A 24,461-nucleotide genomic window follows, 5' to 3' on the forward strand; every position below is an offset into this window, starting at 1 on the left:
GGTATCAAGTGCCGCAGCGGTTCAGTAGTTCCCGGCGCGTGGGGCTTCGTCTACCGGGGCTGCCGGGGGGGTGTTGCGGGCTTCGGACCCGGCACGGGCGCGATCATCCATGAAGGCGTCGAATTCCGACTTGTCCTTGGCGTCGCGCAGGCGTTGCAGGAAGGCCTCGAAGGCGGTCTGTTCATCTTCCAGACGGCGCAGCATATCGGCCTTGTAGGCGTCAAAGGCGGTGTTGCCGCTGGTGCCATGGCTGCGGTAGCCCATGTGCCCATCGCGGCGGGCGGTGCAGGCGGTGCGTTTGAACATGCGTTTGCTCCAGATCATGTAAGCGAGAAGGGCAAGGCCGACCGGCCAGACGAAAACGAAACCCAGCACCATGGCGGTGATCCAGGCCCAGCGGCCCTTGTTGTCAAGCCAGGCTTCGGCGCGGGTGAGCCAGGACGTGATCCCGCCTGCAAAGGCGGAGGATGAGGCAGTATTCATTGCGGCGGTCTCCCGGTTGCGTTGATGTGAACGTCTTTCACATGACCAAGATCGTGTGTCGCGGGGCTTTGCGCAAGGGGTATGTTAAGGAAATTTACATGAGCGTTCCGCTGCGGCCTGCCATGGGGCGGAGGCCGTTGAAACTATTGGGTAAAATCGGCCACCTTTGCCCCGGTCACACGCAGCAGCACATCGGGCGCGATGGCAAAGATGTGCCGGGGCGTGCCCGCCGCCGCCCAGACCTGTGCAAAGCTCAGCAAATGCCGGTCCATGTAGCAGGGAAATTCCGTCAGATGGCCCAGCGGTGCCACCCCGCCGATGGCAAAGCCCGAATGCGCCCGGATCACCGCCGCATCGGCCTTGGCCAGCGGCTCGCCCGCCAGCGTGGCGGCGCGGGTGGGGCAGACCTGCTGGCCGCCCGCCGTCAGAAACAGGTGCAGCCGTTGTGATGCTTCGCCCAGAAACAGGATGGATTTCACGATCTGGTCGGGCGCGCAGCCCGCCTCGGCCGCCGCCTGGTTGGCGGTGCGCGTCTCGCCCGGCATCTCGCGGATGTCCGTCGCCACCCCCGCCGCCTGCAAGGCCGCCGTTACCCGCGCCAGACTTCTGCTCATCCCGCCCCTCCGTTTTGCGGCAGTATTCACGGCCAGCCCTGTAACCGCAACCATCCTGCCACCCGGTTGACCGCCCCCGCACCACCCGCCATGGTGACAAAATGAGCACCCGCACCGCCTTTGCCCGCCGCCTGACCCGCCAGCCCATTGCGCATGATGCCGCCATGGCCGCCGATACCCGCGCGGCCTTTGCCGATCTGCCCGCAGAACTGGCCAGCCTTCTGGCCGCCACCGCTGGATGCAGCCCCTATCTGCGCGAGTTGATGGCGCGTGAGGCGGGCTGGCTGCGCGTGGCGCTGACGATGGCCCCCGAAACCGCGCTGACGACCGTTCTGGTGCGGCTGGATGATCTGGCGCTGGCCGATCTGGGCAGCGGTCTGCGGCAGGCCAAGCGGCGCGTGGCGCTGTTGACCGCGCTGGCCGATCTGGGCGGCGTCTGGCCGCTGGAACAGGTGACGGGTGCCCTGACCCAGTTGGCCGACCGGGCGGTTGACCTGTGCCTGAAGCGGCTGGTGGCCGATGAGATCCGGCGCGGCAAGCTGCCCGGTGCCACGCCAGAGGATGCCGCGACGGCGGGCGGCATGGTGGCGCTGGCCATGGGCAAGATGGGCGCGGGCGAGCTGAACTATTCCTCGGACATCGACCTGATCTGCCTGTTTGATGAGTCCCGCTATGGCGATGACAGTGCCGAGGCGCGGGCAGCCTTCCTGCGCGTGACGCGCAAGATGACCGCCCTGCTGTCGGATCACACCGCCGAGGGTTATGTCTTTCGCACCGACCTGCGGCTGCGCCCCGATGCGGCGGTCACGCCGGTCTGCCTGTCGATGGCAGCGGCGGAAAGCTATTACGAAAGCGTGGGCCGCACCTGGGAACGCGCGGCCTATATCAAGGCGCGGCCCTGCGGCGGCGACATCGCGGCGGGGCAGAAGTTTCTGACGACGCTCATCCCCTTTGTCTGGCGCAAGCATCTGGATTTCACCGCGATTCAGGATGCCCATGACATGCGGCTGCGCATCCGCGACCATCGCGGCCTGAACGGCCCCTTGGTGGTCGAGGGGCACAACATGAAACTGGGGCAGGGCGGCATCCGCGAGATCGAGTTTTTCACCCAGACCCGGCAATTGATTGCCGGGGGGCGTGACCCCGCCCTGCGTGACCGCACGACTGTGGGCGCATTGGCTGCACTGGCGGCAAAGGGCTGGCTGCCGCGCGATGTGGCGGCAGAACTGACGGCGCATTACCGCGCGCACCGCGAGGTGGAGCATCGCCTGCAGATGGTGGGCGATGCCCAGACCCATGACATGCCCAACAGCGCCGAGGGTGTGGCGCGCATCGCGCATTTCATGGGGGTCGAACCGGCGGCCTTCCGTGCCGGGCTGCTGGCCCGGCTGGCGCGCGTCGAATCGCTGACCGACAGTTTCTTTGCCCCCGGCAGGGCCGAAGATGGCCCGGAACTGACCGAGAAAACCCGCGCGGTGGTCGAGGGCTGGCGAGCCTATCCTTGCCTGCGGTCCGAACGCGCGGTCGAAATGTTCAAGCGGCTGCGCCCGGCGATCCTGAAACGGCTGGCCGAAGCGGGCAACCCGGATGAGGCGCTGGCGGCCTTTGACGGGTTTCTGGCGGGCCTGCCTGCGGGTGTGCAGATCTTCGCGCTGTTCGAGGCCAACCCGCAGCTGGTCGATCTGATCGTGGACATTGCCGCCACCTCGCCCTTGCTGGCGCGCTATCTGGCGCGCAATTCGGGGGTGATGGATGCGGTGATCGGCGGCGCGTTCTTTTCCGCATGGCCCGGGGCGCAGGCGCTGGCTGCGGAACTGGCGGCGCGGCTGGCCGATATGCCTGATTATGAACGAAAGCTTGATAACGCGCGGCGCTGGATGAAGGAATGGCATTTCCGCATCGGCGTGCATCATCTGCGCGGCCTGACGGATGCGTTTCAGGCGGGCAAGGAATATGCCGATCTGGCCGAGGCCGTGGTGCAGGCGCTGTGGCCGGTGGTGCTGGCCGAGTTTGCGCGCAAACATGGCGCGGCCCCGGGGCGGGGCGCCGTGGTTCTGGGCATGGGCAGCCTGGGCGCGGGGCGGTTGAACGCGGGCTCCGACCTTGACCTGATCGTGATCTATGACCCGCAGGATGACGAGGCCAGCACAGGCCCCAAACCGCTGGCCGCGCGGCCCTATTTTGCCCGGCTTACGCAGGCGCTGGTCACGGCGCTGACCGCACCCATGGCCGAGGGGCGGCTTTACGAGGTGGACATGCGGCTGCGCCCTTCGGGGCGGCAGGGGCCGGTTGCCACGTCACTGGCGGCGTTCCAAAGTTATCAGCAGGATGAGGCCTGGACGTGGGAGCATCTGGCCCTGACCCGCGCCCGGGTGCTGGCGGGCGATGCGGGGCTGGCGGCCGAGGTCGAAGGTTTCCGCCGCGCGCTGTTGCTGGCCAAGGGGCCGGGCGCGCAGGTGCTGGGCGATGTGGCCGCGATGCGCCAGCGGTTGCAGGCGGCCAAACCCGCAGCGGGGCTGTGGGAGGCCAAGAATGGCCCGGGCCGCCTGATGGATATCGAACTGATGGCGCAGACGGCGGCGCTGCGGCTGGGCGACCCTGCGCGGCGCGTCGAGGCGCAGATCGAGGCGGGCCGACGCGGCGGATTTCTGTCGCAAACAGCCGCGACAGACCTGCTGGCGGCCTACAGGCTGTGCTGGCGGCTGCAGGCGGGAACACGGCTGTTGACGGGCGGGGTGCTGGACCCGGCCACGCTGGGGCTGGGCGGCTGCGCCTTTGTGCTGCGCGAAACGGGTGAGGCCAGCACTGCGGCGCTTGGCGCGCGGCTGGAGACGCTGACGGCGCGGGCGGCGGCGGTGATCGGCACAGGGCTGGGCGAGGCGGCCGCACCGGTCGGCGATGACGGCCAGACATGACGGGAGAGGCCGCAGATGACGGAAGGACGCATCGTGCAACGGGATGAGGCAGACCCCAAGGGGCTGATCCGCGAAAGCTATGTGATCGAGGGGATCACGCCGGGCGAATGCCGGTCGGTCTTCATGGACTGGGCGCTGAGCCTGCCGGTGGATCTGCCGGTGCCCGTCGCCCTGCGCGCGCTGATCGCGCATTATGCGGTGGCCGAACCCGACCACCCGATGAGCGGGGTTCTGCACGAAGGCCTGACCCTGCCCGACCACCCCCGCCGCCGTGGCGGGCGCGCGGCGCGTGTGCCGGGGGGGTGAAGCGGGCGTTTTTGGCCGTAGGTCGCACCGCACTCGCCCGCCACAAGGGCGGGCTCGCGCGGCGCGGGGGCACGGATGGCGGCTGTTTCGGCGGGACGTTTCTGTTGCGCGGAGTTTGGTGTTACGACCCGGAGGCTGTCTGGCCCCGGCCACCAGCGCGCATGTTTGGATCTGGCACCTATGCGGACTTGAAGCGGACCGAAGCCCGGGTCTGCATGGTGTAGAAGGGCGCAGCGCGGGCTGACCTGCCGGGGCTGCTGCGCCCGCCGCTCAGCCGGCCAGAGCCGCCGCCTCGCGCGCCAGAGCGGTGATGCCGGCCCAGTCGCCCTGTTCCATCAGCGCCTTGGGGGCGACCCAGCTGCCGCCCACGCAGACCGTGTTCGACAGGCCCAGATAGTCGCGCGCATTCTTCAAGCTGACGCCGCCGGTGGGGCAGAAGCTGACCTGCGGGATCGGCGCACCGATGGCTTTGAGCGCGGGCGCGCCGCCCGACGCCTCGGCCGGGAAGAATTTCTGCATCGTGTAGCCGCGTTCCAGCAAAGCCATCACCTCGGTCGCCGTGGCGGCGCCGGGCAGCAGCGGCATGCCCTGATCGGCGCAGGCCGCCAGCAGCCGGTCGGTGGCGCCGGGCGACACGCCGAACAGCGCACCCGCCGCCAGTGCCGCCGCCACATCCTCGGGCGTGAGAAGGGTGCCCGCGCCCACGATGCCGCCCGGCACCTCGGCCATGATGCGGATCGCCTCCAGCGCCACGGGGGTGCGCAATGTCACCTCCAGCGCGGGCAGGCCACCGGCCACCAGCGCCTCGGCCAGCGGGCGGGCATGGGCCAGATCGTCGATCACCAGCACGGGAACGACAGGGGCGCGGCGGCAGATCTCGATGGCGCGGCGGCTTTGCTCTGCGGGGGTCATGAGGGGTGTCCTTTTGCCGGAGACATGGGGAGGGTTTGCGGTGGAGGCCTCCGGCGGGGATATTTGGGCCAGCAAGAAATTGCCAGCAAAAGATCGATCTGCCCGAAACAGGATCGGGCCTGGCGTGAGGACGCCCTGCCTCGGGCGGCAGAGGGGCCGGGGAGGCAGGGCGTTTTCTCACTGGGCGGTCATCGGCGTCCCCGCCTGTACCGCAAGACCGAGTTTCGCCGACCATCCTTTCTCAATGGTTAAAATATCCTCGCCGAAGGCATAAAAGTTCTGGTTTCCTGCCACGGTCGCCCGGGGCACGGCGCCGGGTTTACACCACGACGGCCGCGCCCTCGGTCGAATTGCCCACGCTGCGGCGGAAGGCCTCGAACAGCTCGCGCCCGATGCCGTGGCTGTTGGCGGAGAGGTCGGCCACCACCGGGGTGCGGCTGTCGAAATCGGCGGCCAGCACCGACAATGTGCCCGCCACCGCATCGACCCGAACGGTGTCGCCATCGCGCACCCGCGCCAGTGGCCCGCCATTCGCCGCCTCGGGCGCCACGTGGATGGCCGAGGGCACCTTGCCCGATGCGCCCGACATGCGGCCATCGGTGACAAGCGCCACTTTCAGCCCGCGGTCCTGCAACACGGTCAGCACCGGGGTCAGCGAATGCAGTTCGGGCATGCCATTGGCGCGCGGGCCCTGAAAGCGCAGCACGACCACGGTGTCACCGGTGAATTCGCCCGCCTTGAACGCGGCCTTCACCGCCGCCTGGTCGTGGAACACCCGGGCCGGTGCCTCGACCACGTGGCGTTCCGGTGCCACGGCGGAAACCTTCATCACGCCGCGCCCCAGATTGCCGGAAAGCTGCTTCAGCCCGCCGGTGGGCTGGAACGGGGCCGAGGCCGGGCGCAGAATCTTGTCGTTCAGCGTATCGGGCGCGCCCGGCTCCCATGTCAGCGCGCCGTCTTTCAGCTTTGGCTCCTGCCGGTAGAGGCTCAGGCCTTCGCCCAGCACGGTCTTGGCATCGGCATGCAAGAGGCCCGCATCCATCAACTGCCCCATCATGTAGCCCAAGCCACCCGCCGCGTGGAAATGGTTCACATCGGCCAGCCCGTTGGGATAGACCTTGGCCATAAGCGGCACGACATCGGACAGGTCGGCAAAATCCTCCAGATCAAGGATGATGCCCGCAGCGCGCGCCATGGCGGGCAGGTGCAGCACCAGATTGGTGGAACCGCCGGTGGCCATCAGGCCGACAAGGCCGTTCACGAACGCCCGTTCATCAAGGATCTCGGACGCCGGGCGGTAATCATTGCCCAGCTGCGTGATCGCCGCCGCGCGTTCCACCGCCGCCGTGGTCAGCGCGTCGCGCAGGGGCGTGCCGGGGTTCACAAAGCTGGAGCCGGGCAGGTGCAGGCCCATGAATTCCATCAGCATCTGGTTGGTGTTGGCCGTGCCGTAGAAGGTGCAGGTGCCCGGCCCGTGATAGCTGGCCATTTCGGCAGCCATCAGCGCGTCGCGCCCCACCTCGCCGGTGGCAAAGGCGTTGCGGACGCGTGATTTCTCGTCATTGGGCAGGCCCGAGGTCATCGGCCCGGCGGGCACGAACACCGCCGGGATATGGCCGAAGGTGGCGGCGGCGATGATCAGGCCCGGCACGATCTTGTCGCAGACACCCAGATAAAGTGCCGCGTCAAACGTGTTGTGGCTAAGCGCGACACCCGCCGCCAAAGCAATCACATCGCGGGAAAACAGCGAAAGCTCCATCCCCGGCTGGCCTTGCGTCACGCCGTCGCACATCGCCGGAACCCCGCCCGCCACCTGCGCGGTGGCCCCCACGCGCCGGGCTGCGGCGCGGATCATCTGGGGATAGGTCTCATAGGGCTGATGGGCGGAAAGCATGTCGTTATAGGCGGTGACGATGCCGATGTTGGGCGCGCGGTCGCCCAGCAGGGCGGCCTTGTCATCGCCCATCGCGGCATAGGCATGGGCCTGATTGCCGCAGGCCAGGTGGCCACGCGCCGGGCCATCCTGCGCCGCCGCCGCCATGCGCGCCAGATAGGTGCCCCGGCTGGCGGCGGATCGGGCGCGGATGCGGTCGGTCACGCGGGCGACGGTGCTGTTGAGCGGGATCGTGGTCATGGGGCCACCTCTGGCGGAAATTGCGGGGTCGGGCTGACGATATGTTAGCGCTAACAAGGTGACTAGGAAAGCACAAAATCAGCTTGATCGGCGCGGGAGCGGGTTTTTGGCAGCAATCTGGGGCATAATGCCCTTTGCGGCATGGTGGGCCGGATGGCCCACGCTTGCAAGCCGTGCCGACGCCGAATTTTCAGGCGGACCGTCTTGGGGCGGACGGTTTTGGGGCGGTCGGTTTTGGGGCGGACGGTTTTGGGAAGGACCGGCTGGGTGTCAGGTGGTTGTTGCCTTTGGCGGCAAGATGCTGCTGCCGCCGCCCCATGTCAGCCGATCACGGCGGCATGAAAGCCGATGGTTTGTAACGCATCCAGCATGGCTTGCGGGGCTGCGTCACCTTCGGCTTTCACCTGCCGCGCGGGCAGGTCAACCGTGACCTTTGCCATGCCGGGCAGCGGGGCCAGCGCAGATTCCACCGAAGCGCGGCAATGGCCGCAGGTCATGTCGGGCACGGAAAGCAGGGTCATCGCGGGTCTCCTTTATCTGCCTGTGGCAACATGGGGCTTGCCATGGGGGGAAGGTCAAGGGGCGGGAGAGCGGGGCCCTGCAAGAAAACCTGCGGCGGGGTCTTGACCTTCCTGTGACGGGAAGCCCCATGTGATGGGTGAAGGAGATTGCCATGAATGCCGGTGCACCCTTGCCGCAGGCGACAAGCCCTGCATTGCTGACCGCCCGGTTCAGCCCGGAGGGGATGACCTGCGCGTCCTGTGTGGCCCGGGTGGAACGTGCCTTGCGGGCCGTGCCGGGGGTGGCCGGGGCGCGGGTCAATCTGGCGGATGAAACGGCAGAGGTGCGCTTTGCCGCGCCTGCCACCCGGGCCGCGCTGGCCGATGTGCTGGCAGGCGCGGGCTATCCGGTGCGGGAAACCACGGTGATGCTGGCGGTCGAGGGCATGACCTGCGCCGCCTGCACGGGACGGGTGGAACGGGTGCTGGCCGCGCAGCCCGGCGTTACGCGGGCGGCGGCCAATCTGGCCACGCGGCGGGCCGAGGTGACGGTGCAGCAGGGCGGGGCAAGCGTGGCAGAGCTTGCCGCCGCCGTGACCCGTGCGGGCTATGCCGCTGCACCGCTGGGCGCGGCCCCCGATCACCGCGCCGAAGATCTGGCCGCGCTGACTCGTGACGCATGGCTGGCCGCCGGGCTGACCCTGCCGGTGTTTCTGGCCGAGATGGGCGGGCATCTTTACCCGCCGTTCCACCACTGGTTGCTGGGGTTGCTGGGGCAGGGGCCGCTGTGGGTGGCGCAGTTTTTGCTGATCTCGGCGGTGCTGGCGCTGCCCGGGCGTCGGTTCTTTGCCAAGGGGCTGCCAGCACTGTGGCGGCTGGCCCCCGACATGAACAGTCTTGTCGCCTTGGGCACGCTTGCCGCCTGGGCCTATTCCACAATCGCCACCTTTGCCCCCGCGCTGCTGCCGCCCGAGGCGCGGGTGGTGTATTTCGAGGCTGCGGGCGTGATCGTCGCGCTGATCCTGCTGGGCCGTGTGCTGGAGGCGCGGGCGCGTGGCCGGGCAGGGGCGGCGATTGCCGGGCTGATCCGCCTGCAACCCCGCACGGCGCGGGTGGAAGGGCCGGATGGCATCACCGAACAGCCCATCGACAGCCTGACCATCGGCGCGCGCATCCACATCCGCCCGGGCGAGCGTGTGGCGGTGGATGGTCTGGTGCTGGCGGGCGAAAGCGCGGTGGATGAAAGCCTGCTTACCGGCGAATCGCTGCCCGTGGCCAAGGCGCCGGGCGATGCGCTGACCGGCGGCACGGTGAACGGCACGGGGGCGCTGGTGATGCAGGCGACCCGCGTGGGGGCCGATACCGCGCTGGCCCGCATCATCCGCATGGTGGAACAGGCCCAGGGCGCGAAACTGCCGGTTCAGGCGCTGGTGGACCGGATCACCCTGTGGTTCGTGCCGGTGGTGCTGGTGGTGGCGCTGCTGACCGTGGCGGTCTGGCTGGTGTTTGGCACGATGGCGCAGGCACTGGTGGCGGGGGTGGCGGTGCTGATCATCGCCTGCCCCTGCGCCATGGGGTTGGCGACCCCGGTGTCAATCATGGTAGGCACGGGCCGCGCGGCGGAACTGGGCGTGCTGTTCCGGCGTGGCGATGCCTTGCAGATGCTGGCCGGGGTGCGGCAGGTGGCCTTCGACAAGACCGGCACGCTGACCGAGGGCCGCCCGGTGCTGACCGATCTGCTGGCGGCCCCGGGGTGGGAACGGGCCGAACTGCTGCGGCTTGCGGCGGGGGTGGAGGCCGGGTCGGAACACCCGCTGGCCGGGGCGATACTGCGCGCGGCATCCGAACACGGGTTGGCGCTGCCCGGGGCCGCAGGATTTGCCGCGCGTCCGGGGCAGGGGGCCTCGGCCATGATCGAGGGGCGGCGCCTGACCATCGGCAATGCGGCGATGCTGGCGGGCGTCGATCTGGGCGATCTGGCCGCCGAGGCTGACCGGCTGCACGGGCTTGGCCGGTCCGCCCTGTTTCTGGCGGTGGACGGGCAAGCGGCGGGGCTGCTGGCGGTGGCCGACCGCGCAAAACCTACGGCCCGCGCGGCGATCACGGCGTTGGCCGCCATGGGCCTGCCCGCCGCCATGATAACCGGCGACGCGCCCGGCGTGGCGCGGGCCATCGGCGCGGAACTGGGCATCACCCGGATCAGCGCAGGCGTGCTGCCGGGGGCCAAGGTTGACGCGATCCGCGCGCTGGGGCCCGGCACGGCCTTTGTCGGCGATGGTATCAACGACGCGCCCGCGCTGGCGGCGGCGGATGTGGGCATCGCCATCGGCACCGGCACCGATGTGGCGATTGAATCCGCCGATGTGGTGCTGATGGCAGGCGACCCGGCGGGTGTGGCCACCGCCATCACCGTCAGCCGCCGCACCATGGCCAATATCCGCCAGAACCTGCTGTGGGCCTTTGGTTATAACGCCGCGCTGATCCCGGTGGCGGCCGGGGTGCTGGTGCCCTTTGGTGGCCCGCAACTGTCGCCCATGCTGGCGGCGGGGGCGATGGCGCTGTCGTCTGTGTTCGTGCTGACCAACGCGCTGCGCCTGCGCCGCATCCCTGCCCACCTTACGGAAAAAAGCCAGCCATGAACATCTCCGAAGTCGCAGCCCGCGCGGGCTTGCCCGCCAAGACCATCCGTTACTACGAGGAAATCGGCCTGATCCGCCCGCTGCGCGGGTCCAACGGCTATCGCGCCTTCCGCGAGACCGATCTGCACAAGCTGGCCTTTCTGGGCCGGGCGCGCAGCCTTGGGTTCTCCATCGAGGATTGCCGCACCCTGCTGGCACTGTATGAGGACCGCAGCCGCGCCAGTGCCGATGTAAAGGCGGTGGCGCGCAGCCATCTGGGGCGCATCGCCGCGAAAATCGCGGAACTTCAGGCCATGCAGGCCACGTTGACCGCCCTGGTTGATGCCTGCGCAGGCGATCAGCGGCCCGATTGCCCGATTCTGGGCGGTCTGGCCCTGCCGCCCGCACAGGGCTGACCGCCGCCTCTGGCCTTCCCCCGTCACGCATGGCAGGCTGCCCCACCAAGACCGGCACGACAGACGGAGTAAGCCATGTTCCCAGCCCCGCCGATCCCCGTGTTCGATGGCCATAACGACATTCTGCTGCGGCTTTACTATGCCCCCGACCGGCGCGAACAGATCTGGCTGAAGGGCGAGGGGCGCGGCCATCTGGATCTGCCCCGCATGAAGGCGGGTGGCTTTGCGGGCGGCATGTTCGCCATCTACATCCCCTCGCCGCGCGACCCCAACGCCCCGGATTTCGAGGCGATGATGGACCGCCCGCCCTATGACCTGCCGCTGCCCGCCGCCATCAACGCGCCCGCAGCGCAGCCCGTGGCCCTGACCATGGCCGCGCATCTGATGTGGATGGAGCGTTCCAGCAACGGCGCCTTCCGCATCTGCCGCACGGCGGCCGAGATCGGGGCCTGCATGGCGCGCGGCACCATCGCAGGCGTGATGCACATGGAGGGGGCTGAGGCGATCGGCCCCGATCTGGATGCGCTTTACGCCTTTCACGCCATGGGCCTGCGCAGCCTTGGCCCGGTGTGGAGCCGCCCGACCGTGTTCGGCCATGGCGTGCCCTTCCGCTTTCCGTCGGGCCCCGACACCGGCCCGGGGCTGACCGACAGCGGCAAGCGGCTGATCCGGGCCTGCAACGCCCTGCGCATATTGGTGGACCTGTCGCATCTGAACGAGACGGGGTTCAACGACGTGGCCGCCATCACCGATGCGCCGCTGGTGGCCACCCATTCCAATGCCCATGCCATCACCCCTTCCAGCCGCAACCTGACTGACCGGCAACTGGCGATGATCCGCGACAGCGGCGGCATGGTGGGGCTGAACTTTGCCACCGTGTTCCTGCGCGAGGATGGCCGCCGCGCCCCCGAAATCGGATGGGAGCCCGTTCTGCGGCACATGGACCACCTCATCAGCCATCTGGGCGAGGATCATGTGGGGTTCGGGTCGGATTTTGACGGGGCAACAGTGCCCGAGGGCATCACCGATGTGGCCGGCCTGCCCGCGCTGCAACAGGCGCTGCGCCGCCACGGCTATGACGACGCGCTGCTGGAAAAGCTGTGCTGGCGCAACTGGCTGGCCACCTTGCGGCGCTGCTGGGGGGCTTGACAGCCTGCCCCGCTTTGCGCGCAATCTGGCACAGCGATACCGGGGCTGCACATTTCCTGCGCAAATCCTGTCACGCCGCGGGGCGGCACAAGATGCCGCAGCGCAGAAAATCCCTGCCGCAATGCCATTGCATCCGCAATAATTTGAAAACGCTTTGATTCACGAAAACCGCAGAAAACCTAAGAAAAAGGTTGTCATATTGACAAGTTGTTTGCGATAACGGCAAAGCGGTTTGGAAGACCTGTGGGCGAAGGCTGCCCTGTCCCTTCGGCTGGCCCGCCGTTCCGGCGCGCTTGACCGTCTGCGGCAGGTGGCAGCATCCTGTCGGGCATCCCGTCCGCATGCCGGACCTTATCCAACGGACGTTGCAAGTGACTGATCAAAGCCTTACCCCCAACCTGCTGAAATCCGACATCCTGCGTCACCTGACGTTCACGCTTGGCAAGGATGCGGATACCGCCAGCATCTATGACTGGCGCATGTCACTGTCCTATGCGATGCGCGACCGCATCATGGAACCGTGGTTCGCCTCCACCCGCCGCACCTGGGCCGAAGACCGCAAGCGGGTGTATTACCTGTCGATGGAATTCCTGATCGGGCGTCTGCTGGAGGATGCCACGGTCAACCTGGGCCTGCACGAGATGGCTGCGAAAACCCTGGCCGATCTGGGGCAGGATTTCCGCGCCATCATCGGCAACGAGCCTGACGCGGCGCTTGGCAATGGCGGGCTGGGGCGGCTGGCCGCCTGTTTCATGGAAAGCATGGCCACGCTGGGCTGCCCCGCCTATGGCTATGGCATCCGCTATGAACACGGGCTGTTCGTGCAGCGTTTCGAGGGTGGCCAGCAGGTGGAGGCCCCGGAAGACTGGCTTGGCCAGACAAACCCGTGGGAATTCACCCGCCCCGAAGCGGCCTATACCATCCCCTTCAAAGGCCACATCGAACACAGCGGCGGCAAGGATGTCTGGGTGCCGGGCGAAAGCGTCATCGCATCGGCCTTTGACACGCCGGTGATCGGCTGGCAGGGCAAATGGGCCAACACGCTGCGGCTGTGGGGGGCCAAGCCCACGGGCATGTTCGACCTGGCGCGTTTCAACCGGGGCGACTATGCGGCGGCGGCGGAATCCGAAACACTGGCACGCACGCTCAGCCGCGTGCTTTACCCCGATGACACCACCTATGCCGGCAAGGAACTGCGCCTGAAGCAAGAGTTTTTCCTGACCTCGGCCGCGCTGCAAGACATCCTGCGCCGCTATCTGGCCCGGCATTCCGACCTGAAAGCCCTGCACAAACACGTCGCCATCCAGATGAACGACACCCATCCCGCCATCGCCGGGCCGGAACTGATCCGCCTGCTGCATGACGAGCATGGCATGGAATTCACCGAGGCGCTGGAAACCGCACGCGCCTGCCTTGGCTATACCAACCACACCCTGCTGCCCGAGGCGCTGGAACGCTGGGCCACCTTCACCTTTGGCAACGTGCTGCCGCGCCACATGCAGATCGTCGAGCGTATCGACCATTGGCACAAGGACGAACATCATTCGCGCCCCCACTACATCGGCATCGTGAAACACCACGAGGTGCGGATGGGTGAGTTGGCCTTTGTCATGGCGCACAAGGTCAACGGCGTGTCGGCGCTGCATTCCGATCTGGTGAAAACCAACCTGTTCCCCGAGCTGAACAAGCTGCACCCGGGCCGCATCATCAACCAGACCAATGGCGTGACCCCGCGCCGCTGGCTGAAAATGTGCAACCCCCCGCTGGCGGGCCTGATCACCGACACGATCGGCGACGGCTGGGAGGCTGATCTTGACCGGCTCAAGGAACTGGAACCGCATGTGAAAAAGGCGGGCTTCCTGAAGGCCTTCGATGCCGCGAAACGCAAGAACAAGGTGGCCCTGTCAAACTGGATCGGCACCGAATGCGGCGTGAAGGTGAACCCCGACGCGCTGTTCGATGTGCAGATCAAGCGGATCCACGAATACAAGCGCCAGCTTCTGAACATCCTTGAAACCATCGCGCGCTGGGATGCCATCCGGCAAAACCCGGGCGGTGACTGGGTGCCGCGCGTCAAGATTTTTGGCGGCAAATCGGCCCCGGGCTATGCCGTGGCCAAGGAAATCATCCATCTTATCAACGATGTGGCCGAGGTCATCAACAACGATCCCGAAACCGGCGATCTGTTGAAAGTGGTCTATCCGGCCAATTACAACGTCAGCATGGCCGAACGTCTGGTGCCCGCCACCGATCTGTCGGAACAGATCTCCACCGCCGGGAAAGAGGCGTCCGGCACCGGCAACATGAAGTTCATGATCAACGGCGCGCCCACCATCGGCACGCTGGACGGTGCCAATGTGGAAATTCTGCAAGAGGTGGGGGCGGAAAACTTCTTCCTCTTTGGCCTGACGGCGGAAGAGGCGATGAAACGGCGGCAAGACCCCGACCATTCCCGCCACGCGATCGAGGCCAGCCCCGTGCTGCCCGATGTGTTGCAGATGATCGCCGAGGGCCGGTTCAGCCCCGGCCAGACCGACCGCTATCATGATCTGGTGCACCGCGTCTGGCACCACGACTATTTCCTCGTGGCGGCCGATTTCGACGCCTATCTGGCGGCGCAGGCCGCAACCGATGCCGCCTATGCCGACCGCAAGCGCTGGGTGAAGATGGCCGCGCTGAACACGGCCAGATCGGGCTTTTTCTCATCCGACCGCACGATCCGTGGTTACATGAAGGACATATGGTCGGTCGAGTCGGCACTCTGACCCGTCGCAAGACGGGCCTTGCAAAACGGGGCCATCAAGGGGGGAGAACTTATGGCGACGGCAGACAAAATTCAGATGGACGCGCAGGTGGCGCGCTCCATTCTGGAGGGTGGGCATGGCGACCCGTTCTCGGTGCTGGGCCTGCATGCCGAGGGCGCGGGTTTCGTGGTGCGCGCCTTCGTGCCCGGTGCCGACCGGCTGTGGGTGCTGACCGATTCCGAGGTTCAGGCGCAGCCGGTGGCCGATGCGCCGGGCCTGTTCACCTGCGCCATGCCCGCCCGCCAGCCCTACCGCCTGCGGGCCGAGGGCCATGGCGCGACATGGGAATTTGACGACCCCTTCCGTTTCGGCCCCGTGCTGGGCGAGATGGACGAATATCTGCTGGGTGAGGGCACGCACAAACGCATCTGGCAGGTGCTGGGCGCGCATCCGATCACCCATGACGGGGTGGAGGGCACGCATTTCGCCGTCTGGGCCCCCAATGCCGAACGGGTGTCGGTGGTGGGCGATTTCAACATCTGGGATGGCCGCCGCCACCCGATGCGCAGGCGTGGTGCCACCGGCGTTTGGGAAACCTTCATTCCCGGCGTGGGCGAGGGTGTGGCCTACAAATACGAACTGCGCGCGCAGGGCGGCGGGCTGCTGCCACTGAAGGCCGACCCCGTGGGTTTCGGGTCGGAACATGCGCCCAAAAACGCCAGCGTTGTCCGCGACATCCGCGAAACCCACTGGCAGGACGGCGCGTGGATGGAAACGCGCGCCCCGCGCCAGACCATCGACGCGCCCATTTCGGTTTACGAGGTGCATCTGGGGTCATGGCGGCGCGCGCCGGGCGACCGGATGCTGTCCTACACCGAACTGGCCGATCAGCTGGTGGGCTATGCCGCCGACATGGGGTTCACCCATATCGAACTGCTGCCGGTGTCCGAATACCCCTTTGACGGATCATGGGGTTATCAGCCGGTGGGGCTTTTCGCCCCCACCATCCGCCATGGCACGCCCAACGAATTCCGCGCCTTCATCGACGCGGCGCACCGGCGCGGCCTTGGCGTGTTGCTGGATTGGGTGCCGGGGCATTTCCCGACCGATGCACATGGCCTTGGCCGGTTCGACGGCACCCCGCTTTATGAGCACGCCGACCCGCGCGAGGGGTTCCATCAGGACTGGAACACCCTGATCTACAACTATGGCCGGACAGAGGTTTCAAACTTCCTCGTTTCCAACGCCCTTTATTGGATGGAGGAATACCACATCGACGGGCTGCGGGTGGATGCGGTGGCATCCATGCTCTACCGCGATTACAGCCGGAAGTCCGACGAATGGGTGCCCAACAAGGACGGCGGCCGCGAGAATTACGAGGCGATCGCCGTGCTGCAACGCACCAACATCACCGCCTATGGCGAGGTGCCGGGCGTGATGATGGTGGCCGAGGAAAGCACAGCCTTCCCCGGCGTGTCGCGCCCGGTGAACCACGGTGGCCTTGGCTTTGGCTTCAAGTGGAACATGGGCTGGATGAACGACAGCCTGAAATACATGGAAAAAGACCCGCTCTACCGGCGGTATCACCACCACCAGTTCACCTTCAGCCTGCATTACGCCTGGTCGGAAAACTATGTCCTGCCGATCAGCCATGACGAGGTGGTGCATGGCAAGGGGTCGATGCTGGCCAAGATGCCGGGCGACGGGCCGGAAAAATTCGCCAACCTGCGCGCCTATTATGGTTACATGTGGACTCATCCGGGCAAGAAGCTGCTGTTCATGGGCTGCGAATTTGCGCAAGGGCGTGAATGGAACCACAACCACAGCCTTGACTGGCACCTGCTGGAAGACCCCTCGCACAAGGGCATGCAGAATCTGGTGCGCGATCTGAACACGCTTTATCGCGGCACGCCCGCGCTGCATGTGAACGACGCCCGGCCCGAAGGCTTTCAATGGCTGGAAAGCAATGATGCGGAAAACTCCACCTTTGCCTTCATCCGCAAGGGCGGCGCCGCTGACCCGTTTGTTGTCGTCGCGCTGAACATGACGCCGGTGGAACGCCGGATGCGGCTTGGCTTTCCCGTGGCGGGCCAGTGGGATGAGGTGCTGAACACCGATGCCGGGCTTTACGGCGGGCAGAACCGGGGCAACATGGGCGGCATCACGGCGGATGGCGAGCCGTGGCACGGCCAGCCGCAATCGGCGCTGGTCACGCTGCCGCCGCTGTCGGCGGTGATCTTCCGCCAGGCATGAATCTGCCACGCCGGGCAGAGGAGGCCCGGCGCGGCTGTGGCGATCAAGGCGGGGCCAACCCGCAAAAGGGAGGACAGAATGAAACCAAGACCCAACCAGCGGCTTTCCTCGCAGGCCATGGCATTCGTGCTGGCCGGGGGGCGCGGCAGCCGTCTGAAGGAACTGACCGACCGGCGCGCGAAACCGGCGGTGTATTTTGGCGGCAAGACCCGGATCATCGACTTTGCGCTGTCGAACGCGCTGAACTCGGGCATCCGCAAGATGGCCATCGCCACGCAATACAAGGCGCATTCGCTGATCCGCCACATGCAGCGCGGCTGGGGGTTCTTCCGGGCGGAACGCAACGAATATCTGGATATCCTGCCCGCCAGCCAGCGGGTAAGCGAGAGCAAATGGTATCTGGGCACCGCCGACGCCGTGACGCAGAACATTGATATCGTTGATTCTTACGGTATCAAATATGTGGTCATCCTGGCAGGCGACCATATCTACAAGATGGATTACGAGATCATGCTGCAACAGCATGTGGAAACCGGAGCCGATGTGACCATCGGCTGCCTGACCGTGCCGCGGATGGAGGCTGTGGCCTTTGGCGTGATGCATGTGGATGCCGAGATGCGCATCACGCAGTTTCTGGAAAAGCCCAAGGATCCGCCCTCGATTCCGGGCGACCCCGATCATGCGCTGGCCTCGATGGGCATCTACATCTTCAACTGGGATCTGCTGCGCGATCTGTTGATCCGCGATGCCGAGGATGAAAACTCCAGCCACGATTTCGGCAATGACATCATCCCGCAGATCGTGAAGAACGGCAAGGCGGTGGCCCACCAGTTCGCCGACAGCTGCGTGACCTCGGGGCTGGAGACCGAGCCCTACTGGCGCGACGTGGGCACGATCGACGCCTTCTGGCAGGCCAACATCGACCTGACCGATTTCGTGCCTAAGCTGGACCTTTACGACAACGCCTGGCCGATCTGGACCTATGCCGAGATCGTGCCGCCGGCCAAGTTCATCCATGACACCGACGGGCGGCGCGGGTCTGCGGTATCGTCGCTGGTGTCGGGCGATTGCATCGTGTCGGGGTCGGCGGTCAGCAATTCGCTGCTGTTTACCGGTTGCCGCACGCATTCCTTCTCGACGCTGGAATATGTGGTGGCGCTACCGCAGGTGATCGTGAACCGCAAGGCCGAGCTGAAGAACTGCGTCATCGACCGCGGCGTGATCATCCCCGAGGGGCTGGTGGTGGGCCATGATGCGGAGGAAGACGAGAAATGGTTCCGCCGCACCGATGCGGGCATTGTGCTGGTGACGCAGGACATGCTGGATGCACGGGCGCGTGCCATCGGCTGACGGGGCACTTGCGGAAAGCGCCGGGGGGTTTCACACCCCCCGGACCCCCCGTGGGATATTTAGAGACAGAAAATGAGGGACGGCATGGAGATACGCGGGCGGGTCTTGTCGGTGGCTTCCGAATGTGTGCCCTTGTTGAAAACCGGCGGGCTGGCGGATGTGGTGGGGGCGCTGCCTGCCGCGCTGGCCGCCGAGGGCTGGCAGATGCGGGTGCTGATGCCCGCTTACCGCAGCCTGCGGGGCCGGGCCGAGGGCTGGGCGGAGGTGTTCCGCGAGCCTGATCTGTTTGGCGGCGAGGGGCGGGTGCTGGCGGGCGAGGTTGCGGGCAATGCCATGCTGCTGCTGGACGCGCCGCATCTTTATGACCGCGATGGCGGCCCCTATTCCGGCCCGGGAGGCGACTGGACCGACAATGCGCAAAGGTTCGCGGCGCTGAGCTGGGTCGCGGCGCGCATCGCGCGCGAGGGGCTGGCCGATGGCTGGCGGCCCGATCTGCTGCATGCGCATGACTGGCAGGGCGGCTTTGCCCCGGCCTATCTGGCTTATGGGCCACCTACGGATGTGAAATCGGTGATCACGGTGCACAACATCGCCTTTCAGGGCTGGGCACCGGCATCCATGCTGGGGGCTCTGCGGCTGCCCTATGAAGAGTTCCACGCCGAGGCGCTGGAATATTTCGGCGGGTTGTCCAGCCTGAAGGCCGGGCTGGTGACGGCGGATGCCATCACCACCGTGTCGCCCACCTATGCGGCGGAACTGATGCGGCCCGAGTTTGGCATGGGCTTGCAGGGGGTGATCGCGGCGCGGGCCGACCGGGTCAGCGGCATTCTGAACGGGGTGGATACCGCCGTCTGGTCGCCCGAGGCGGAAGAGCGGCCCTATGCCCTGCGCAGCCTGAAACGCAAGGCCGAGAGCCGGGCGGCGCTGTGCACCGCCTTTACGCTGGATGTGCCGGGGCCGCTGGCCATCGTGGTCAGCCGGTTGACCGACCAGAAGGGCATCGACCTGATCCCATCTGTTTTGCCCGATTTCATTGCGGCGGGCGGCGGGCTGGCGGTGCTGGGATCGGGCGACCCGGCGCTGGAAGGCGCGATGCGCGCGTTGGAGATGCGGTTTCCGGGCCGGGTGGGGGTGCGTATCGGCTATGACGAGGGGCTGAGCCATCTGATGTTTGCCGGGGCCGATGCCGTGCTGGTGCCCAGCCGGTTTGAACCCTGCGGGCTGACCCAGATGTATGGGCTGCGCTATGGCACGCTGCCGGTGGTGGCGGCGGTGGGCGGGCTGGCCGATACCGTCATCACCGCCAATCCGGCGGGGCTGGCGGCGGGCGTGGCGACCGGCATCACCTTTCACCCCACCGATGCGGCGGCCTTCGGGCAGGCGCTGCGGCAGTTGCTGGCGCTTTACGCCGACCCGGTGCAATGGGGCCAGGTGCAGCGCAATGCGATGAAACACCCGGTGGGCTGGGAAAGCTCTGCCGCTGCCTATGCCGCCCTTTACGCACGGCTGGCGGGATGAGCGGCGAAGTCTCGGGCCATGCGATCCATCCCGGGCGGCCCTGGCCGATGGGGGCCACGTTTGACGGCGACGGGGTGAATTTTGCGGTGTTTTCGGCCCATGCCCGGGCACTGGATCTGTGCCTGTTCGCCCCGGATGGCCGAAAGGAACTGGCCCGCATTCCGCTGACCGAACGCGACGGCGACATCTGGCATGTGCATGTGGGCGGGCTGACGCCGGGCACGCTGTATGGGTTTCGCGCGCACGGGCCCTATCAACCGGAGGCTGGCCACCGCTTCAACCCCGCCAAACTGCTGATCGACCCCTATGCGCGGCAATTGTCGGGGCGGCTGAAATGGTCGGATGCGCTGATGGGCTACAAGATCGGCAGCCCGCGCGCGGATCTGTCCTATGACACGCGCGATTCTGCCTTTGCCGTGCCGAAATCGGTGGTGGTGGACCCGTCCTTCAACTGGGGCAATGATGCCCCGCCCGAAGTGCCGCTGAACGCCACCGTGTTCTACGAGGCGCATGTGAAGGGCTTGACCGCCCAGCACCCGGGGGTGGAGCCGGGGCTGCGCGGCAGCTATCTGGGTCTGGCATCCGACCGGGTGCTGGAGCATCTGACGAAGCTGGGCGTCACCAGCATTGAACTTCTGCCGGTGCAGGCCTTTGTCGATGACCGTTTCCTGATCGCCAAGGGGCTGCGCAATTACTGGGGCTACCAGACCATCGGCTTTTTTGCGCCCGAACCCCGCTACATGTCGAGGGGCGCGATCTGGGAGTTTCAGTCGATGGTGCGGCGGTTCCACGCGGCGGGCATCGAGGTGATCCTGGATGTGGTTTACAACCACACCGGCGAGGGCGATGCCATGGGTCCGACGCTCAGCTTTCGGGGCCTCGACAACCGCAGCTATTACCGCCTGACCGAGGGCGGGCGGCATTACGTGAACGACACCGGCACCGGCAACACGCTGAACCTGACGCATCCGATGGTGCTGCGCATGGTGATGGACAGCCTGCGCTACTGGGTCGAGGTGATGCATGTCGATGGCTTCCGGTTCGATCTGTGTTCCGTGCTGGGGCGTGAGCCGCATGGCTTTGACCCGAATGGCGGGTTTTTCGACGCGATCCGGCAAGACCCGGTGCTGAACCGGGTGAAACTGGTGGCCGAACCCTGGGATATCGGGCCCGGCGGGTATCAACTGGGCGGCTATCCGCATCCGTTTCTGGAATGGAACGACAAGTACCGCGACGGGATGCGGCGGTTCTGGCGCGGCGATGCGGGGATGACATCGGAACTGGCGCGCCGCCTGCTGGGCTCTGCCGAACAGTTCGACCATTCGTCACGGGCGGCCACGTCATCGGTCAATTTCCTGACGGCGCATGACGGGTTCACCCTGGCCGATCTGGTCAGCTTTTCGGTGAAGCGCAATCTGGCCAATGGCGAGGACAACCGCGATGGCCATGATGACAACCATTCCGACAATCTGGGGGTGGAAGGGCCGACCAAGGATGCCGCCGTGCTGGCCGCCCGCGCGCTGCGGCGGCGCAACATGCTGGCCACGCTGATGCTGAGCCAGGGCGTGCCGATGATCCTTGCAGGGGACGAGATCGGCAACAGCCAGGGCGGCAACAACAACGCCTATGCGCAGGACAATGACACCGGCTGGGTGAACTGGGACGGGGCCGATATGGCGATGGCCAGTTTCGTGGGCCGTCTTGTGGCGCTGCGTCGCGCCTATCCGGTGCTGCGCCAGCGCCGTTTCCTGCATGCGCGAAACCGCGCCTCCGATGGCCTTCCCGATGTGATCTGGCGGCGGGCGGATGGCAAGACGCCCAGCCCCGGCGACTGGCACGACCCGGCATTCCGCTGTCTGTGCGTGGAATTGCGCATGGCGGCCGAGGGCGAGGACCAAGGCGAAACCCCGGTTTTCGCCGTGCTGAACGCGGGCCCCGCCATGCCCCTGACCCTGCCCGATACCGCGCCCGCCTGGCGCATGGTGCTGGATACCACGCGGCCCACCGCGCCGCATCTGCCCGCCAAACCGGGGCTTGAAGCCCCCGCGCATTCCGTGCTGGTCTTTGTGCCAGCCGCATCACCAAACCCGTTACCGGGAGGAAAACCATGACCATTCAGACCGTGCCCACCACCGCCTTTGCCGACCAGAAACCCGGCACATCGGGCCTGCGCAAAAAGACCCCGGCCTTCATGAAGCCGAACTATCTGGAAAATTTCGTGCAGGCGACCTTCACCGCCATCGGCGGGGCGGCGGGCAAGACCTTTGTTCTGGGCGGCGACGGGCGCTATTTCAACGACCGCGCGGCGCAGATCATCCTGCGGATCGCGGCGGGCAACGGGGCCGCGCGGGTGATCGTGGGGCAGGGGGCGGTGCTGTCAACGCCCGCCGCCAGCCACCTGATCCGGCTTAACAAGACCGATGGCGGCATCATCATGAGCGCCTCGCACAACCCCGGCGGCCCGGAGGAGGATTTCGGGGTGAAGTTCAACACCCCCAACGGCGGCCCGGCCCCCGAAAGCGTGACCGAGGCGATGTTTGCCGCCACCAAGACCATCACGGAATACAAGCTGCTGGATGCCCCCGACATCGACCTTGGCACCCTTGGCCGTGTCAGCCTTGGCGACATGATCGTCGATGTGGTGGACCCGGTGGCCGATTATGCCGACCTGATGGAAAGCCTGTTTGATTTCCCCGCTATCGCGCAGATGTTCGCCAATGGTTTCCGCATGCGGTTTGATGCGATGTGCGCCGTGACCGGCCCCTATGGAAGCGAAATTCTGGAGCGGCGTCTGGGTGCTGCGGGCGGCACCGTGACCCACGGCACGCCCTTGCCCGATTTCGGCGGCATGCACCCCGATCCCAACCCCACTTGGGCGCATGAGTTGATGGCGGAAATGTTCGGCCCCGACGCGCCCGATTTCGGCGCGGCATCCGATGGCGACGGCGACCGCAACATGGTGGTGGGGCGCGGCATTTACGTGTCACCGTCTGACAGTCTGGCGGTGCTGGCCGCCAATGCCCATCTGGCCCCGGGCTATGCCAAGGGTCTGGCCGGTGTGGCCCGTTCGATGCCCACCTCGGCGGCGGTGGACAGGGTGGCGGCGAAACTGGGCATCGCGGCTTATGAGACGCCGACCGGCTGGAAATTCTTCGGCAACCTGCTGGATGATGGTCGTGCGACACTGTGCGGCGAAGAGAGCTTTGGCACCGGATCAGACCATGTGCGCGAAAAGGACGGGCTCTGGGCGGTGCTGCTGTGGCTCAACATCCTTGCGGTGCGCAAGGAAAGCGTGGCGGAAATTCTGGCGCAGCATTGGGCCGAGTATGGCCGCAACTACTACTCCCGCCATGATTTCGAGGCGATTGCCACCGACAAGGCCGATGCGATGATGTCCGCCTTGCGCGCCAGCCTGCCCACGCTGCCGGGCACCCAGATCGAAGGCATGACGATCAGCGCCGCCGATGATTTCGCCTATACCGATCCGGTGGATGGCTCGGTCAGCCAGAAGCAGGGCGTGCGCATCCTGTTCGCCGATGGCAGCCGCATCGTGATGCGCCTGTCGGGAACCGGCACCGAAGGCGCCACCCTGCGCGTCTATCTGGAACGCTATGCCCCCGGCCCCGAAGGGCTGGATCTTGACCCGCAGGATGCACTCGCCCCGGTGATCCGTGCTGCGCATGCGCTGGCGGGCATCGGTCCGCACACCGGGCGGACCGAGCCGAACGTGATAACCTGAGCCGCGTCCGACCTTTGGCTTGCTTGTAACCAGCCCCCGGCCTGCTAGGCTGGGGGAAACAGGCCACAGGCACGCGAATGACCCAGACCGCCCTGCACATGCCACCCCCGGATCCCAATCTGCAATCCGCGCTGATCATCGACGATCATCCGCTGTTCTGCGATGCGCTGGCGATGACGCTGAAGGCGGTGGCGGGCATCAGCCATATCGAGACCGCCGACCGGCTGGAAACCGCGCTGGCGCGGCTTGATCTGTCGCCCGCATTCGACGTGGTGGTGCTTGATCTGAACCTGCCCGATGTGAACGGGCTGGATGGGCTTATCCGCCTGCGTGCGGGGCTGGGGCCGGTGCCGGTGGTGGTGGTCTCCAGCCTGGCCGACAACCGGGTGATCGGGGCGGCGATGAAAGCGGGGGCGGCGGGGTTCGTGCCGAAACATTCACGGCGCGAGGTGTTTCGCGCGGCCTTCGATGCGATCCGCGAGGGGCGGCGTTTCGTGCCCGAGGGCTTTACCCCCGCGACAGACCCCGGCGCGCCGGCCAGCCAGCGCGAGGATGCCATCGCGCGCCTGTCGCTGCTGACCCGGCAGCAGGCAAAAATTCTGCAACTGATCTGCGAGGGGCGGCTGAACAAACAGATCGCCTATGACCTGACCATCGCCGAAACCACGGTCAAGGCGCATGTGACGGCGATCATGCGCAAGCTGGGCGTGCAAAGCCGCACGCAGGCCGTGCTGATCGTGCAGGAAGCCAGTTTTGCCAGCCTGATGCCCGAAAACGGCTGACCGGCGCGGGGGGCCGGGCTGCGAACGG

At 66.6% G+C, this 24,461-nt stretch carries 17 protein-coding genes; 12 read left to right on the plus strand and 5 right to left on the minus strand.

What is annotated here, in order from left to right:
• Window positions 1-21: 21 nt before the first annotated feature.
• Window positions 22-483 carry a DUF2852 domain-containing protein gene (locus GEU84_RS01375; RefSeq protein WP_152823709.1) on the minus strand — a complete coding sequence of 154 codons (462 nt, stop codon included), beginning with the start codon at window positions 481-483 and terminating at the stop codon, window positions 22-24.
• Window positions 484-626: 143 nt separating this feature from the next.
• Window positions 627-1,097, minus strand: a complete 471-nt coding sequence (locus tag GEU84_RS01380) for a YbaK/EbsC family protein (protein ID WP_152823710.1) — start codon at window positions 1,095-1,097, stop codon at window positions 627-629.
• Window positions 1,098-1,198: 101 nt separating this feature from the next.
• Here GEU84_RS01380 and GEU84_RS01385 point away from each other — a divergent pair, with 101 nt between their 5' ends.
• Together GEU84_RS01385 and GEU84_RS01390 are read left to right on the plus strand one after the other, a co-directional pair.
• Window positions 1,199-4,012: a [protein-PII] uridylyltransferase family protein gene (locus GEU84_RS01385; protein ID WP_152823711.1), complete on the plus strand. Its 2,814-nt coding sequence runs from the start codon at window positions 1,199-1,201 to the stop codon at window positions 4,010-4,012.
• A 33-nt stretch (window positions 4,013-4,045) separates the two neighbouring features.
• Window positions 4,046-4,318 (plus strand): hypothetical protein, encoded by a 273-nt coding sequence (locus GEU84_RS01390; protein WP_174539289.1) that lies wholly within the window; start codon window positions 4,046-4,048, stop codon window positions 4,316-4,318.
• Window positions 4,319-4,588: 270 nt separating this feature from the next.
• Here GEU84_RS01390 and eda read toward each other — a convergent pair whose 3' ends face one another.
• The 3 genes from eda to GEU84_RS01405 all read right to left on the minus strand — a co-directional run bounded on the left by eda (window position 4,589) and on the right by GEU84_RS01405 (window position 7,885).
• Window positions 4,589-5,230, minus strand: a complete 642-nt coding sequence (eda, locus tag GEU84_RS01395; protein WP_152823713.1) for a bifunctional 4-hydroxy-2-oxoglutarate aldolase/2-dehydro-3-deoxy-phosphogluconate aldolase — start codon at window positions 5,228-5,230, stop codon at window positions 4,589-4,591.
• Between the two features lie 319 nt (window positions 5,231-5,549).
• A complete protein-coding gene (edd, locus tag GEU84_RS01400) occupies window positions 5,550-7,355 on the minus strand; it encodes a phosphogluconate dehydratase (RefSeq protein ID WP_174539290.1) in 1,806 nt (601 codons plus the stop codon).
• A gap of 329 nt (window positions 7,356-7,684) precedes the next feature.
• Window positions 7,685-7,885 carry a heavy-metal-associated domain-containing protein gene (locus GEU84_RS01405; protein ID WP_152823715.1) on the minus strand — a complete coding sequence of 67 codons (201 nt, stop codon included), beginning with the start codon at window positions 7,883-7,885 and terminating at the stop codon, window positions 7,685-7,687.
• A 152-nt stretch (window positions 7,886-8,037) separates the two neighbouring features.
• Here GEU84_RS01405 and GEU84_RS01410 point away from each other — a divergent pair, with 152 nt between their 5' ends.
• From GEU84_RS01410 to GEU84_RS01455, 10 genes are all read left to right on the plus strand, one after another.
• Complete coding sequence (locus GEU84_RS01410) at window positions 8,038-10,503, plus strand: heavy metal translocating P-type ATPase (protein ID WP_277604746.1); 2,466 nt, start codon at window positions 8,038-8,040, stop codon at window positions 10,501-10,503.
• Complete coding sequence (gene cueR / locus GEU84_RS01415) at window positions 10,500-10,898, plus strand: Cu(I)-responsive transcriptional regulator (RefSeq protein ID WP_152823716.1); 399 nt, start codon at window positions 10,500-10,502, stop codon at window positions 10,896-10,898. Before GEU84_RS01410 ends, cueR begins: the two co-directional genes overlap by 4 nt.
• A gap of 75 nt (window positions 10,899-10,973) precedes the next feature.
• Window positions 10,974-12,047, plus strand: coding sequence for a dipeptidase (locus GEU84_RS01420; protein ID WP_152823717.1), 1,074 nt, complete (start codon window positions 10,974-10,976; stop codon window positions 12,045-12,047).
• Window positions 12,048-12,412: 365 nt separating this feature from the next.
• Window positions 12,413-14,812 carry a glycogen/starch/alpha-glucan phosphorylase gene (locus GEU84_RS01425; RefSeq protein WP_152823718.1) on the plus strand — a complete coding sequence of 800 codons (2,400 nt, stop codon included), beginning with the start codon at window positions 12,413-12,415 and terminating at the stop codon, window positions 14,810-14,812.
• A 51-nt stretch (window positions 14,813-14,863) separates the two neighbouring features.
• Window positions 14,864-17,044, plus strand: coding sequence for a 1,4-alpha-glucan branching protein GlgB (gene glgB / locus GEU84_RS01430; protein ID WP_152823719.1), 2,181 nt, complete (start codon window positions 14,864-14,866; stop codon window positions 17,042-17,044).
• A gap of 78 nt (window positions 17,045-17,122) precedes the next feature.
• Window positions 17,123-18,394, plus strand: coding sequence for a glucose-1-phosphate adenylyltransferase (glgC, locus tag GEU84_RS01435; RefSeq protein WP_152823720.1), 1,272 nt, complete (start codon window positions 17,123-17,125; stop codon window positions 18,392-18,394).
• A 72-nt stretch (window positions 18,395-18,466) separates the two neighbouring features.
• A complete protein-coding gene (gene glgA, locus GEU84_RS01440; RefSeq protein ID WP_420899256.1) occupies window positions 18,467-19,912 on the plus strand; it encodes a glycogen synthase GlgA in 1,446 nt (481 codons plus the stop codon).
• Window positions 19,909-22,023, plus strand: coding sequence for a glycogen debranching protein GlgX (gene glgX, locus GEU84_RS01445; protein ID WP_152823722.1), 2,115 nt, complete (start codon window positions 19,909-19,911; stop codon window positions 22,021-22,023). The genes glgA and glgX overlap by 4 nt, the downstream gene beginning before the upstream one ends.
• Window positions 22,020-23,651: an alpha-D-glucose phosphate-specific phosphoglucomutase gene (locus GEU84_RS01450; RefSeq protein ID WP_152823723.1), complete on the plus strand. Its 1,632-nt coding sequence runs from the start codon at window positions 22,020-22,022 to the stop codon at window positions 23,649-23,651. The genes glgX and GEU84_RS01450 overlap by 4 nt, the downstream gene beginning before the upstream one ends.
• Window positions 23,652-23,728: 77 nt before the next feature.
• On the plus strand, window positions 23,729-24,433 hold the full coding sequence (locus GEU84_RS01455; protein ID WP_241427542.1) for a response regulator transcription factor: 705 nt from the start codon (window positions 23,729-23,731) through the stop codon (window positions 24,431-24,433).
• The last annotated feature ends 28 nt before the right edge of the window (window positions 24,434-24,461 follow it).

The sequence above is a fragment of the Fertoeibacter niger genome (genome assembly GCF_009380135.2).
In the GTDB taxonomy this organism is placed as follows: Bacteria; Pseudomonadota; Alphaproteobacteria; order Rhodobacterales; family Rhodobacteraceae; genus Fertoeibacter; species Fertoeibacter niger.

Bases quoted from the DNA above. Each gene is read 5' to 3' on its own strand.
- glgC (WP_152823720.1), top strand. From the start codon at position 17,123: ATGAAACCAAGACCCAACCAGCGGCTTTCCTCGCAGGCCATGGCATTC.
- GEU84_RS01410 (WP_277604746.1), top strand. From the start codon at position 8,038: ATGAATGCCGGTGCACCCTTGCCGCAGGCGACAAGCCCTGCATTGCTG.
- GEU84_RS01420 (WP_152823717.1), top strand. From the start codon at position 10,974: ATGTTCCCAGCCCCGCCGATCCCCGTGTTCGATGGCCATAACGACATT.
- GEU84_RS01450 (WP_152823723.1), top strand. From the start codon at position 22,020: ATGACCATTCAGACCGTGCCCACCACCGCCTTTGCCGACCAGAAACCC.
- eda (WP_152823713.1), bottom strand. From the start codon at position 5,230: ATGACCCCCGCAGAGCAAAGCCGCCGCGCCATCGAGATCTGCCGCCGC.
- glgX (WP_152823722.1), top strand. From the start codon at position 19,909: ATGAGCGGCGAAGTCTCGGGCCATGCGATCCATCCCGGGCGGCCCTGG.
- GEU84_RS01455 (WP_241427542.1), top strand. From the start codon at position 23,729: ATGACCCAGACCGCCCTGCACATGCCACCCCCGGATCCCAATCTGCAA.
- GEU84_RS01405 (WP_152823715.1), bottom strand. From the start codon at position 7,885: ATGACCCTGCTTTCCGTGCCCGACATGACCTGCGGCCATTGCCGCGCT.
- glgA (WP_420899256.1), top strand. From the start codon at position 18,467: ATGAGGGACGGCATGGAGATACGCGGGCGGGTCTTGTCGGTGGCTTCC.
- GEU84_RS01380 (WP_152823710.1), bottom strand. From the start codon at position 1,097: ATGAGCAGAAGTCTGGCGCGGGTAACGGCGGCCTTGCAGGCGGCGGGG.
- GEU84_RS01385 (WP_152823711.1), top strand. From the start codon at position 1,199: ATGAGCACCCGCACCGCCTTTGCCCGCCGCCTGACCCGCCAGCCCATT.
- glgB (WP_152823719.1), top strand. From the start codon at position 14,864: ATGGCGACGGCAGACAAAATTCAGATGGACGCGCAGGTGGCGCGCTCC.
- GEU84_RS01375 (WP_152823709.1), bottom strand. From the start codon at position 483: ATGAATACTGCCTCATCCTCCGCCTTTGCAGGCGGGATCACGTCCTGG.
- cueR (WP_152823716.1), top strand. From the start codon at position 10,500: ATGAACATCTCCGAAGTCGCAGCCCGCGCGGGCTTGCCCGCCAAGACC.